At 34.0% G+C, this 14,461-nt stretch carries 6 protein-coding genes and 1 pseudogene; 3 read left to right on the top strand and 4 right to left on the bottom strand.

Annotated features, from left to right (window positions below):
* Nucleotides 1–74 precede the first annotated feature (74 nt).
* Both wmk and mutL read right to left on the bottom strand, forming a co-directional pair.
* Nucleotides 75–1,004, bottom strand: coding sequence for a WO male-killing family protein Wmk (wmk, locus tag MJ631_RS00515; protein ID WP_262986393.1), 930 nt, complete (start codon nt 1,002–1,004; stop codon nt 75–77).
* A 69-nt stretch (nt 1,005–1,073) separates the two neighbouring features.
* On the bottom strand, nt 1,074–2,882 hold the full coding sequence (mutL, locus tag MJ631_RS00510; RefSeq protein ID WP_262986392.1) for a DNA mismatch repair endonuclease MutL: 1,809 nt from the start codon (nt 2,880–2,882) through the stop codon (nt 1,074–1,076).
* A 170-nt stretch (nt 2,883–3,052) separates the two neighbouring features.
* Here mutL and MJ631_RS08200 point away from each other — a divergent pair.
* The 3 genes and pseudogenes from MJ631_RS08200 to MJ631_RS00495 form a co-directional block, all read left to right on the top strand.
* A pseudogene (locus tag MJ631_RS08200) lies at nt 3,053–3,298 on the top strand (PD-(D/E)XK nuclease family transposase); the annotation flags it as partial.
* A 633-nt stretch (nt 3,299–3,931) separates the two neighbouring features.
* Nucleotides 3,932–5,479, top strand: a complete 1,548-nt coding sequence (ltrA, locus tag MJ631_RS00500; protein WP_019236826.1) for a group II intron reverse transcriptase/maturase — start codon at nt 3,932–3,934, stop codon at nt 5,477–5,479.
* Nucleotides 5,476–6,234, top strand: coding sequence for an Rpn family recombination-promoting nuclease/putative transposase (locus tag MJ631_RS00495; RefSeq protein WP_262986390.1), 759 nt, complete (start codon nt 5,476–5,478; stop codon nt 6,232–6,234). The genes ltrA and MJ631_RS00495 overlap by 4 nt, the downstream gene beginning before the upstream one ends.
* A 4-nt stretch (nt 6,235–6,238) precedes the next feature.
* On the opposite strand, the gene MJ631_RS00490 is transcribed toward MJ631_RS00495, so the two are convergent.
* Both MJ631_RS00490 and MJ631_RS00485 read right to left on the bottom strand, forming a co-directional pair.
* Complete coding sequence (locus MJ631_RS00490; RefSeq protein ID WP_262986389.1) at nt 6,239–6,559, bottom strand: hypothetical protein; 321 nt, start codon at nt 6,557–6,559, stop codon at nt 6,239–6,241.
* A 705-nt stretch (nt 6,560–7,264) separates the two neighbouring features.
* On the bottom strand, nt 7,265–14,449 hold the full coding sequence (locus MJ631_RS00485) for an ankyrin repeat domain-containing protein (protein WP_262986388.1): 7,185 nt from the start codon (nt 14,447–14,449) through the stop codon (nt 7,265–7,267).
* Nucleotides 14,450–14,461: the final 12 nt, after the last annotated feature.

Genomic DNA, 14,461 nt, shown 5'->3' with positions numbered 1-14,461 from the left:
AATCAATTTTTCAATCTTTTTTACTTATTTTTTCATGAATGAGTGAAGATATTAATATATGGTGATTTTTTTACTTAAATTTGTTGAATTTCGTCTAAAGAGATGCCTATTGTTTTTAAAATAATATTGATAGAAATTCCTTTTTTTACTAAGTCTTTTGCAATTTTGATCTTTTCTGCTCTTTTCACTTTTTCTTCGCAAATCCGTATCCCTTCAAACAGAGATTTTATTAGTGCATTACGTAGTTCTTGGCTCTCAATTTCTTTGTATTCTTTTATCAAATCAGGCAGCTCATTTTCTATCTTATCTCCTGTTAGTTCAAGTAGGTCCATGATGTTAATTGATAACACCCCCGCTATTTCATATAATTTTCCCAGTGGAGTAGCTACGCGTCCTTGTTCATAATTGCTTATTTCGTCACGTGTTGTACTCATTTTCTCTGCTAAATCTTTTTGAGTATATTCCCTCACTAGCCTCCATTCTTTTATCTTTTTTCCTATTTGGTAGTAGATAGAACCCGTTTTTTCTTCAACACATTCATCAGCAGACAGACCAATTGTTTTTGCAACAATATCAACAGAAATTCCTGCTTTAACCAGACCCTTTGCAATTTTTATTTTTTCCGATTTTCTACTACTTTTTTCACTGACTTGGACAAATTTGGTTAGTAAACAAAATATTTTACGTAGCTCCTGATCATTAATCTTTTTATATTCTCTTACTAGATCTAATATTTCCTCTTCCTCGTCTTCAAGGCGGATTTTTTCATTTGATACAGGAATCAGATCCGTAATACTAATTGATAACACCTTTGCTATAGCGTATAACTTTTCAATCGAAATTTTTCGTGTTCCTTTTTCATATTGTAATACTATTTGATATGTTACACCAATTTTTCCCGCTAAATCTTTTTGAGTATATCCCTTTGCTAATCTACGATTTCTTACTTCCTTTCCTATTACTTTGTAATCTAAAAAATTAGAGCATTTATTCTCTTTTTTCACATTTTATACTCCATAACCAGAAGAGCTGTTACGTATACTTAATTGGTAATCTTTTTTGACAAATTGAACTCATTTCCTTTCAAATAATTTTTCTATATCACTTAGTTTCATTTCTATGTAAGTTGGTCTTCCGTGATCAGCATACGGTGTTTCTTCCATTTGTCTCATCAACTCATTCATCTCCTCCAACTTCATTTCCCTTCCAGCTCTAATTGACCCATGGCACGCAATAGTAGCTAATATCTTGTTCACTTTTTCTTCTATAGGTAGCGTATCTCCTATCTCTATTAATCTATCAACTATATTCATCACCATCTCTTTCACATTTATTGTTCCTAAAATTGCAGGTATTTCTTTAACCCTTACTTTATCTTCTGATTCTATTTCAATACCAAAACCCATTTCAAAAAGCTTATCTTTATAAGTTTCAACCATCTCCATTCCTGCTTGGTTTTTGATTTCAACTGTTTCAGGAAAAAGAAGTTTTTGTCTTTTTATGCTTGATTTTTGCTTTAAGCACTCGTATATCAATCTCTCATGAGCTGCGTGCTGATCTACTATAATTAGTTTGCCTTTAGCCTCAGCAATAATGTAAGTATTGTAGACCTGACAGCGTGCATATCCTAGAGGATGATCCTCTATCAAATCGATTTGTTCTCTTTCTAGGACCATAGATCCCCTTTGGGGTGGAGATTCTCCATACTTAAAAGTTTCTGGTAAGCTTTGCCTTCTTTCATCTGGTGCATTGAATTCTTTCATTAGACGATTTTCTAAAAGACTTGGTCTCTTCTCATAAAACTCTTTTTGATTTTTTTTCTCTTTACTATTGACTTGCTCTTGACTTTTACTAGCATCACACTCTTCAATACTTTGATCACTTGCTGCGAACGTGCCTATTCTCATCGATAATGCTTTTATTATCCCTCTTCTCACTATTTCATATATTAACCTTTTATTCTGAAATCTTACTTCTGATTTATTTGGATGCACATTTACGTCCACTTGATCATACGGTATCTCTAAGTGCAACGCTGCAAAAGGATATCTATTGCTTGGAATAAGGTCATGATACGCATAACGGATCGCACCAATAAGCAGATTATCCTTAATTGGCCTACCATTAACAAATGTATAGATCATATCAGACTTACCACGATTGACAGTTGATTTGCAGATGTGTCCTGTAAGTCTAATACCGTCTTCTTCTTCATTAATGCCCAGAGAATTATTCTGAAATTCCTTCTCTACTTCACATAGTCTACTAAATAACGAGGCCTGCTTAGCATATTTCAAAAGCTTTTTATTACCGGAAGTGAGAGTAAACCCAATACTATAGTTAATTATTGCTAAGTTATTTACAATATCAACAATGCTTTGTGTTTCTGCCCTTTCGGTTTTTAGAAATTTTAGTCTATTTGGTGTGGCAAAAAATAAGTCACGAACTTCAATATATGTACCCTTTAGCAAAGAACAAGGTGTAATCTCTCTTATTTTTTCTCCTCCCTCATACCTTATAGACCATGCTTCCTTTGCTCCACTTGCCTTAGATGATAATTTCATTCTGCTTACTGCTGCAATTGAAGGTAAAGCTTCTCCCCTAAATCCAAGATGCTTAATTTCTATTAACTCACTATCGCTTAATTTTGAAGTGGCATGCCTCATAAATGCTAGTTCTAGATCTTCCTTTTCTATTCCATTTCCATCATCTGTTACAGTGATAAGGTTACGCCCACCACTTTCTATTTTGATCTCTATCTCTGAACTTCCAGCATCTATTGCATTTTCTACTAATTCCTTTACTACACTTGCTGGCCTCTCTATTACCTCTCCCGCTGCTATACGATTTATAGTTTTTGTGTCTAAAAGAATTATTGCCATGTTTCTAATTCTCAGTCTGATCAGGATATAGCTTGAATATCAATGCAAATCAAGTTCTCTATTAAATAAGCCCTTTCATGAAGATCATTCTCTGATTAACATGTTGGAATTTAGTTGAATATTTCTTCAGAATTATGTATAATTATTAGTGCTTTTTATCTTACTTTCTCATGGCTCTTTCGAAGTTCCTTGATGCTTGCAATGATATAGCTTTTCGCCGTATCTTTGGTACTGAAAAAAATAAAGATATTCTTATTCACTTTCTTAATGATATACTAGGTCTTACCGATGACAACAAGATTAAAGATGTCTCCTTTCTCAGTCCCATTCAAGACCCTGTCATTGCCTCTCAAAAGCAAAGCATTGTTGATGTTCTCTGTGTTGATTCTACAGGGGTCAAAACCATCATTGAGATGGTGCGACCTGAAAGTCTTCGGTCATATTGTTTAAAAGGAGAGGAATTCATTCAGAAAGAAACTGAAAGGATTCTAAAACTTATTAAACCAGATGTTTTGCCGTCTGAGTCTACGCATCAGTGCGAATCGGGCAACCGGTTGGTGCCAAGCGATGCGGACAATGAACCTCCTCTTGAAAAAGAAGATGCTCAATCGTGAGAGGGGCATAAACTGCAAGCATCATGTGGTTGGAGGGCTAGGCTAGTGGTATGGTGAACGTAAGTGAAGCTTTATAAGTACCGATACGATGAAAGAGCTAAAGATGCTGATAAGCTCTGACCAAAAGGTAATGTGGATAAGTTACATTTTTCATTTCTAGATGTACGCAAATAATAACTCCACCGGTATAGAGAAGCCACCTAACCCACTGTTGTATGACTGGAGAAACAGGGTAAGCCTGTATTTTCGCCTACATGGCAAGCAAACCGCAAGGAATGCTGATGGAAGTGCAGGTAAAGGAGAATGGAGAAAGCGAATGCCATTTTGTAACGAAATGGATAGAATTTGTAACATTAATTCGCGTGAAAACGAGCAGACTTCCATTTGGTCCCTCGTGACAAGAAACTTTGTTAACCACTTAAGGTAGGAAAGCAGATGATTACAAGTAAACCTGTAAGTGCATCTACCGAAAGCTTTGAAGCATGGAAGCAATTGCCATGGAAGAAATGCCAGAAAGTTATTGTGAGGCTACAAAGACGTATTGTTAAGGCTGTCCAAGAAGGAAGATGGGGTAAGGTAAAAGCTTTACAACATCTTCTCACACGCTCTTTTAGCGGAAAAGCTTTGGCTGTTAAGAGAGTAACTGAAAACCAAGGAAAAACCACAGCAGGTGTAGATCGTCAACTATGGTCAACTTGCAATGCTAAATTTCAAGGAATAAAGCTGTTAAAACAAAGAGGATATAAACCTTCTCCGCTCAAACGAATTTATATCAGTAAATCTAATGGCAAAAGAAGGCCTCTCGGTATACCCACGATAAAAGATAGAGCGATGCAAGCATTATATCTGTTTGCTCTGGAACCGATAGCTGAAACGATCAGTGATCGTCACTCCTATGGCTTTAGACCTAAAAGATCCTGCGCGGATGCTATTGCTGCTTGTCACTTATTACTGGCAAGACGCAATCGACCACAATGGATACTAGAAGGTGATATCAAAGGGTGCTTTGACAACATTAACCATGAATGGCTTATGAAGCATATTCCTATGGAAAAGAAAATTCTTCATAGATGGTTAAAAGCTGGTTTCCTAGAATCGAAAACTCTGTATCCCACAACTGCTGGCACTCCGCAAGGAAGTATAATTTCTCCAATACTAGCTAACTTTACCTTAGATGGTCTTGAACAGTTATTAGAAAGTCGCTTTGGTAAATTAGGTAGCAAAAGAAGAGGAAAAATCAGAAGTGGAGTGAATGTAATCAGGTACGCAGACGACTTTATTATTTCAGGTTTCACACATGAAGTACTGGAAAAGGAAGTTAAGCCTTTAGTATCATCTTTTCTTCATGAGCGAGGTTTAATTCTGTCAGAAGAGAAGACAAAGATTACATCTATTACAACAGGGTTTGACTTTCTTGGTTGTAATGTACGTAGATATAATAAGAAGTTAATTATTAAACCTTCGAAAGAAAGTATTAAAAGACTTCTTAATAAAGCACGTACATTGATAAAAGCAAATATAGCGAACACTCAGGCTATAGTAATTAAGTCACTCAACTCTCTACTGAGAGGATGGGGAAATTACTATCACCATGTGTGTGCTAAAAAAGCGTTTAGAAAGATCGACAATGAAATTTGGCATAGTTTATGGAAATGGGCAAAGAAAAGACATCCTCGTAAAGGATTACGTTGGATAAAGAATCGTTACTTCAAAGTAATGGGTCAACGCCAATGGGTTTTTGCTGCACCCATATGCAAGAACAAACCAAAAGAGATACGGTATTTAAGACTGCTTAAGCTGATTGATATACCTATCAGACGACATGTTAAAATCAGAGCGGATGCAAATCCCCTTGACTTAAAATGGAAAAAGTATTTTGATGAGAGAGTGAAACGAACAAGAATGTTAGCAAGCTCCTTTTCAAGAGAAGGTTCTCTACTGTTGGTGTCACCATTAAGAATGATGTTTCCTGAGGAATCATGAAGGACAAGCCGGTTCTAGAAAAGAAGAACTTAGATAAGGGGCTCAAGCGTAGTGTGGGGAAACCTGCATGCTGCGTTTCTAAGGGAGGGGGTAGTAGTAATACTGCTTCCTTACCTGACCAAGTCGCTAAAACAAGAGGCTTTGAAAAACGTGCCCAATATTACGCTGCCAAAGCTTATTCAAGTCAAGCTGACGTAGGTGACCAGTATCATGATCTTAAAGGCGTTATCTTTATTGCCATTGCCGATTTTATCTTATTTCCTAATAAGCTAGCTTATAAGTCTGATCATATTACTTTTGATAAGATAACTTTTGAACATGATCTCAAAGACTTTAGTTTTACTTTTATAGAGTTACCTAAATTTAAGAAAAGAGAAGATCAATTAAAAAATATAATAGAAAAATGGTGTTATTTTTTTAAAAACGCCGGTGAAACAAGTGAAGAGGATCTAAAAAAAATAATAGGAAGTGATTTAATTATTGGCAGAGCTTATGATGAGCTGAACCAATATAATTGGAGTAAAGAAGAACGTCTTGCTTATGATCAAGCTAAGAAACGTACCGATGATTATTTATCTACCCTTGAAGAAAAACTTCATGAAGGCATCCAAATCGGCCATCAAAAAGGTAAAATTGAAGGTAAAATTGAAGTAGCCAAAAACTCACTCAAGGCCGGTGTCTCTATTGATGTTATCGCTGAAATCACTGGCCTTTCTCACGATGAAATTGTGCAACTAAAGGAAGAAACTTTCTAGTTCACTACCTTCTTCCAGCAACTAATTCTCTGATATTACCTGCAATTAATATTTCATCTAATCTACTTCTTGGAGATGAACCTAAATTTTGCGGCTCTTTTATATTATCCGCTTCGTTATTTTTATTGTGTAGCATTTGTGGTATTAATTGGTCCAATGTTATATTTAGCTTATCATTAAATGTAGTCATAAACTTATCAAAATTCTTCAAATTTAACTTACCAGCTTCTCTACTAGAACATGCTTTCTCTACATATGAGTTTAAAATTCCTGAAATTTCATTAAATTTACCGCCCATGATTTTTCTAGTAATCTCTTTGTGCATTCCCACAAAATCAATATTTAATCAATATTTTGCTATCCTTTGCAGCTTGTTCTACTATAACCTTTCTTATAATAGTCCGAACATGATAAGATATGTATTTATTGCTATCGTAGGACAGTAGGGTATTATGATCCGTTCGGATTATTACAAAAGAGCTATACAATTTGAGTTGTCCATATGAGTTATGCAAGAGTTCTATTCTCATAAACTGGGCAGGAAAGAAGCTGAACTTGTTTAATTTCATCAAATTTGATCTTTAGTCCATAAGCACTATTTTCTGAATCATCCTTTTTCTCAAGAACTTTTTGCTTAACAAGCTCTGCTAAAATTTTTCAGCTTCACTTTTAGTGATATTTACTTGAGTAAAGTCTTCCAGAGTAATAGAATCGTAACAAGGAAAAGTTATAGATTCAATTTTACTTGGGTCTATATGCGCTTTTCTGTTAAATGAAAGTACTCTTCTCTCTTTCAATACTTTATATTTGTCTTTGCCTATAATCTTTATAAAATCATCCTTTTTAAAAATATTCCCTTTATTTTTTTGTTGTGTAACCTATTTTGCGTTTAAAAGAACCTGTTCATTATTGAGCCCTAGAGTTTGCTTTTCTAACTCTTTTTGGTTTGTTTTTCCATTCCAGACAGTCCAACAATGAAGGATCTATTTCTTTCAATTTTTCATTACTAACTACAACACACTTAACTTCTTCACTTAGGACTTCTCCTTGAACAAGCAATATCCACAACGCTTTTCGTCAGCATTGAGCTCGGATCTTGCTTATCTTTGGATTGGTCGCTTAATTCATTCATTGTATCATTCAGCAAATTCTTAATTTTTTCTAAATTTTTATTTTCTGGATCTTTAGCTAATCTCTCTTGAACTAAATCTAATGGAGTTTTTCTATTATTATCTTGAATATTAGGATCTGCTTGTTTCTCTAGTAGTAATTGTACAAATTCTTGATCATCACCTTTAGCAGCCCAATGTAATGCTGATTCACCATTACTATTTTGGACATTAACATTAGCCCCATACTTAAGAAGTATTTTGGTTGCATTAACTTTTCCGCCTTGAACAGCCCACATTAATGGTGTATCACTTTCATTATCCTTAGCATCTATGTGTTTAGAGAAGTTTTGCGGATCTTTTTCCTTAATTATATCCAGAATAAACCTGATTAACTCTATATTATTACTGACTACTGCTAGGTGCAATACAGTACCGCAGTCATTCCTTGCAAAAATATCAGCTTTCTTGTTCAATAAAGCCTCTACTACCTCTTTGTGACCATTGTGTACTGCTAAGTGTAATGGAGTCCAATCTGTATCAGTATTAGTATTAGCACTAACTTTATTCAAAAAATCCATCTTTATCTCTTCTTTAACGTTAGCCTCTAAGCCTTCTACCTCAAATATAGGGGCTAAAGCATTAATCAAGTCATTGTAACCACTTTGCGTTAAGTGTAATAGTGTTGTACCTTTAGCATTAACCTCTATACCATCTACCTCCAATAAAGAATCAACCACGTCCTTGTGACCATTTTGTGCTGCATAGTGTAATGGTATCCAACTTTTATCGGTAGTTTTAGCATTAACCTCTATACCATCTACCTCCAATAAAGAATCAACCACATTCTTGTGACCATTTTGTGCTGCATAGTGTAGTGGTGTACATTTATTCTTATCTTTAGCATTGACCTCTATATCCTTTGCCTTTAATAAAGAATCAACCACGTCCTTGCGACCATTTTGTGCTGCTAAGTGTAATGGAGTTACGTTTTCGTCAGTAGTCTTAACATTAATCTCTATACCATCTACCTTCAATAAAGCATCAACCACGTCTCTGTGACCACTTTGTGCCGCAACGTGTAATGGTGTCCAATGTGTATCACCTTTAGCATTAACCTCTATATCAGTGACCTTAAGTAAAGCATTAACCACGTCCTTGTGACCATTTTGTGCTGCCAAGTGTAATGGCGTCCAACCTGTATCAGTAGTTCTAGCATTGACCTTTATACCCTCTGCCTTTAATAAAGAATCAACCACATTCTTGTGACCATTTTGTGCTGCTAAGTGTAATGGAGTTACGTCTTCATCAGTAGTCTTAGCATTAACATTTACCTTCAATAAAGCATCAACCACGTCCTTGTGACCATTTTGTGCTGCTAAGTGTAATGGTGTTATACCTTTATCAGTAGTTTTAGCATTAACCTCTATACCATCTACCTCCAATAAAGAATCAACCACATTCTTGTGACCACTTTGTGCTGCTACGTACAATGGTGTCATACCTTTATCAGTAGTTTTAGCGTTAACCTTTATACCATCTACCTCCAATAAAGCATCAACCACGTCCTTGTGACCAATCTGCGCTGCTACGTGTAATGGTGTTATACCTTTATCAGTAGTTTCATTAACCTCTATACCATTTACCTTTAATAAAGAATCAACCACGTCCTTGTGACCATTTTGTGCTGCTAAGTGTAATGGCGTTGCACCTTTATTAGTATTATCAGTAGTCTGAGCGTTAACCTCTATACCATTTACCTCCAATAAATCATCAACCACGTCCTTGTGACCATTTTGTGCTGCTAAGTGTAATGGTGTCCAACCTGTATCAGTAGTTTTAGCATTGACCTCTATACCATTTACCTCCAATAAATCATCAACCACGTCCTTGTGACCATTTTGTGCTGCTAAGTGTAATGGTGTCCAACCTGTATCAGTAGTTTTAGCATTGACCTCTATACCATCTACCTCCAATAAAGCATCAACCACGTCCTTGTGACCATTTTGTGCTGCCAAGTGTAATGGCGTCCAATGCATATCATTTTTAGCATTAACCTCTATACCATTTACCTTTAATAAAGCATCAACCACACCCTTGTGACCATTTTGTGCTGCTAAGTGTAATGGAACATCTTCATCAGTAGTCTTAGCATTAACTTCTATACCATCTACCTCCAATAAATCATCAACCACGTCCTTGTGACCATTTTGTGCTGCTAAGTGTAATGGTGTCCAACCTGTATCAGTATTAGCATTGACCTCTATACCATTTACCTTCAATAAAGCATCAACCACGTCCTTGTGACCATTTTGTGCTGCATAGTGTAATGATACTCTACCCATATCAGTAGGCTTATTAACATCCGCTCCTTTTTTACTCAGTAAAATATCAACTATTTCTTTATAACCATTTCCTGCTGCTAAGCATAACAAATGATTAACGTCTGGATCTTTATATTTCACAAAAGACCTTATAATTCCTTTACTGCCAAAACAAGCAGCAATATGTAGCGGTGTTTCACCTTTATTATTCTTAGTATCAATACTTAAATTTTGATCCAGAAAAAACTTAGTAACATTTATCTTATCTCCACGAGCAGCATAATGAAGTGCATTCCATCCATTAATATCCCTAGCATTAACGTCTGCTCCCTTTCTTATACAATCTTTCACTTCGTCAATATTACCTTCTTCTGCAGCAGAAAACATCTTCTTTTGAATATTTAAGATTTCAAGATTTTGTTTGTGCTGTTCTTCTAACGAAAAAGGATCATCCTCTATTACTTGACCTATTAACTTTTTACCTCCAATTGTTATATCCTTTTTTTCTACGAAGGTTCTTGCATTAGAAATAATTGACATTAGAGTATCAAATGACAATGCATTAATTAAAGGATCTCCATGTGCCAAATAGTTTCGTAACTGTTTTCCAATTAAAATAGAAGATGTTTTGTCTAAAAAATACCTATTTTCTGTTAAAAGTCTTTTTGCGTTTAAAACTTCTGTTATGTCAAGCACAAGCATCTCTACTATAGCCTGTAACTTTCGATTCACCTTATAAGAAGAAAATTTTTCAATTAATTTGCTGTTTAATTCGTTTTCATCTAGAATACTTTCAAGCTTAGATAACTTCTGACTTATTACTGAGCTACTCTTTAAATTCTCTTCTATCTCCCCCTTAAAACTTTTATTCAAATTTTCTTTCTGATTGCTTTCCATGGTTAATGACCGAGAAAATTTATTGAATAGCTGAGAAACTTTATTAATGGAGTCTTGATTTATATGATCAATCAACCCCAAAAATTCTTCATACTCACTATCTAATTTCTCTATCTCGCTTTTTCCGCTATTCCAGTTATTACTCTCATAATAACCTGCGATCAATGCTTTATCACCTTTTTTTAATTCATCTAATAGACCCTCAAATTCTTCTCGTTTTTCTTTAGCTTTTTGTCCTATTTTTCCTTTATTATTTTCTTCCTCAGTAATTAGTGCTTCAAAAATATCTGTTATTTTTGACTGAATATTTGAATCAGTGATTTTTTCACATAAATGCTTTATATTTTCTTTTCTTTCTATTAATTGGCCTAACTTTTTTGTTTTTGTTAGAGACCCTTTTAGCATCTCTTTTTCCTGTCTTTCTAGCCCTGATTTATCAATTGAACTCTCATATCCTTCTTCTTTATATCTTGCACGTATTTTTAATTTTATTTCTTTTTCTCCTTGACTTTCTTCACTAGCAAGTTCATTAAGAATTAAGAGTAATTTTTCTTTAGTAGCAGAAAATTGCTCTTGATCTTCCCTACCTTTATTTTTTAATTCTTTTATTATCTCTACTACCTTATCTTCTTGTAAGTTTAGTTTTTCTCTTAATATCTTACCAAAAATGCCATCTAACTTTGCTTGCTTTTCTTCAATAGTGGCACGCCTAGTACCTTTATTACCTTCCCTTTTTAACTTTTCATGAAATTCTTCAATTAAACTAGTACTTCCTAGCGCAAACTGATCAGTATAAAAAACGTTGTACACTAGCTCATTAACTAAACTACTGTGTGTTTTGCTATTTGCAATCCTGACCACTAAATCCGCAATTTTTTCCTGTTTATCCTGATCTCTTTTTAGAAAGTTTTTTAAATCATGTTGAACTAAGGTTTTCATTGTTTTAATATTGCCACTGCGAACCATACTTACAACTTCTTCTAGGGTGTAAAGTTTGTTTAAATACTCGACTTTAGTATTTGTTAATTTACTTTCTTCCAACTTAAGAATCTCACTAATTTTATCGAACAATTCTTTTTGATAATCTGTCTTATCTTTAATACAATTATTCAAATCTCCCATTAACTTCTTGACATTTCTATGTTCTTTTATCTTAATTTTCTCTAAGTTTATTTCATCAAATTGCACATCTTCTAGTACTTTAGCTATTTCTTTCATCTCATCTAAGCTGTTGCTATTTGCAATTTTGCTTAGAAGTGTTCTGATCGCTTCCACTTTATTTTTGTAAAAAATATCAATAATTTTCTCACTAATTTTCTTTAAATCATTTTGAACATTAGAAAGAAACTCAGAACTTCGACTTTCTGCAATTTTCATCCGACTTGCTAAAGAATAAGAGTGCGACAAGGAATCCCGTAGACTTGTAAGAATTTTACTTGTGCTTTCTGATACAGATTGAATTATCAGCTCACTCAAAGTACTAGACATATTAGGTGATGTCAAAGTACTTTTTAAATACTCCCCAGTTACCTGTAGAGCGCGTTCAATAACATGCTGTTTTATTTCTTCTTCTATATTGTCTGACAATACTATATTTATGTAGTGTTCTATTTGTTTTAATGAATAAATATCTCTCATTTGTTCATAATCATCGTATAGCCCACTAAAAGTAGGATTACAATAAATAATGTTATCTATAATATCCCTTCGTTGAGTGCTTGGTAATTTTCCGCCAAGATCTTGATCTCGTAGGGTATCTTTCTTCTCACTAAGCGTATCTTTAAATATACTCAAGTAATCCAATAGCTTTTGCTTATCCAGTATTGTCTTAAATACAAAATTGATCTCTTGATCTTTCGTATAAGAAGAAACAAAACTTGTTAAGCTAAACTCAATTTCTTCCCATGGCAGCTTATCATAGGTAAATGGTAATTGCCGTTTTAATATTCTAATATTTTTTACAATAAATGTACTGGTATATAAGAACTTTCCATCTACTTCTTTTGTACCTGAATACTCTTGTCCTAAGGAATTTATACCTTCGATTACTATATCTATTCGCTTCTTTATATTATCAAGTAAAGTTTGGCTTTCATTAACACTGCGACTGTCACTTCTTTCAGAAAAAAAGCGCAGATTTATCAATTTATCTTGAATAAAAACTTCTATTCCTTCTGATAACGGTACGTTTTTTAACTTTAGCTCATCGTAAGCCTTTGAAAGAAGATCATCCAGCTCTTGTAACTTAGTAGGATTATTAAAGTAATTGCCTTGCCACTTATTTATGAGTGTATTAAGAAGTTCAACATTCCCTGAACGTATTGCATAATAAAATGCATTATGATCTTTACTATCCATATCATCTGGGTTAACGTCTTTTTTTATATCAGTTGATAAACTACTTAATATTTTATTCTGCTCATCAAACAAGTATTTCAGAGCTTCAAGATTATTGTACTCACATGCCAATATAACTAAATTGGTATCTTTGATAGAATTACTATTGTCTTGATAGAAAGATTCAGGCAAAAATACGTTCTTATGACTATCTTTCTTCTCTATTTCTCCTATTTTGCTAATTAGCTCAGCAAACTTTTGAAATTTATTAGTGTCGCCTTTTTGTATTGAATCTTTAATTTTAGATAAAACATCAAGATATAAATTTTTTCTTTTTTCCAGATTAATCTCACCTTCTTCCATATAAACTTTTCGTCCGCCATCTTTGTAATAAAATTTATTTCTTCTCTGATCATAATGAATAGGTTTATCCTTATCTGAATAAAGCTTTCGATATTCAGTTTCAAATTTGTCTTCAGGCAAATGAAAACAAACAAAAGATAAATATTGATCTAGGCTAAGTTCATCTAATCTTGCACCTCTATTAAATAAAACTAATGCTGTTTCCCAATGATCACCTTTGGCTGCTAAGTTTAATGCAGTTTCACCTTTATCATTCTTAAATACAATATCTGCTTCACGTCTCAGAAGTTCTCTAACTGCCTTAACCCTACCTTTTCGCGCAGCCCACATTAATGGAGTCTTTTTAGGGGTTTTAGCATTAATATCGGCTTTTCCTTTTTTACCGAGCAGAGCCTTAATAACTTCTATATGATCACCTTCTGCTGCTAGATGTAATGGAGTAATCTTGTATTCAACATCAAAATTTTCAACTTTTGCTCCTTTATCCAGTAATGCATTAACAACTTCCAGATGACCATTTTGTGCTGCAAAATGCAATGGTGTAAACTTCTGTTTGGTTTGAGCGTTAATATTAGCTTTTTTTGCTAATAAAGCATTAATAATATCCAAATGATTCTCTTTTGCTGCAAGGTGTAGCGGTGTAAACTTCTGTTGAGTTTCAGAATTAACTTTAGCCTCACTATCTAATAAAATATTAACAACCCCTAGATAACCGTTTTTTGCAGCTAAATGTAGAGGTGTATTACCTATCTGATCACGTGCATCTATGCTAGCTTTTTTGTTTATAAGTAAACGTACTATTGATTTATTACCACCTAAAGCTGCACAATGTAGTAGTGTTTTCTGATCTTTCTTTTTTACGTTAATAATTTGCTCAAGCTTATCAGGGCTTATACTGTTTAATACTTTACCAGCAACATCATTGCTACTCTTTTCTACAATCAGATGAAGATATGTTGTAAAATCTGATTCATTATAATCAGCATTAGTAATAAAATCTTCTATCAACTTATCGTACTTACTTGCATAATTCCAAACTGATATTATGTGAGATTCATAGTGTTCTACGCTATCAGGCTCTTTCATATGACCCTTAAACAAATTAAGAGCCTGCTTTAAAGTTTCTTCTTCTAATGGTTGATTTTGTAATTCTGATCTTATTATTCGCTGTACTAATTCGTGCATATTTATACTCCT

The sequence above is a fragment of the Wolbachia endosymbiont of Oryzaephilus surinamensis genome (genome assembly GCF_025617515.1).
Lineage (GTDB): Bacteria > Pseudomonadota > Alphaproteobacteria > Rickettsiales > Anaplasmataceae > Wolbachia.
The sequence above is the reverse complement of the archived record's forward strand: the minus strand, read 5'-3'. Positions and strand labels throughout refer to the sequence as shown.

Excerpts from the sequence above, each read along its gene's own strand:
- ltrA (WP_019236826.1), top strand. The coding sequence starts at position 3,932 with ATGATTACAAGTAAACCTGTAAGTGCATCTACCGAAAGCTTTGAAGCA.
- mutL (WP_262986392.1), bottom strand. The coding sequence starts at position 2,882 with ATGGCAATAATTCTTTTAGACACAAAAACTATAAATCGTATAGCAGCG.
- MJ631_RS00490 (WP_262986389.1), bottom strand. The coding sequence starts at position 6,559 with ATGCACAAAGAGATTACTAGAAAAATCATGGGCGGTAAATTTAATGAA.
- MJ631_RS00495 (WP_262986390.1), top strand. The coding sequence starts at position 5,476 with ATGAAGGACAAGCCGGTTCTAGAAAAGAAGAACTTAGATAAGGGGCTC.
- MJ631_RS00485 (WP_262986388.1), bottom strand. The coding sequence starts at position 14,449 with ATGCACGAATTAGTACAGCGAATAATAAGATCAGAATTACAAAATCAA.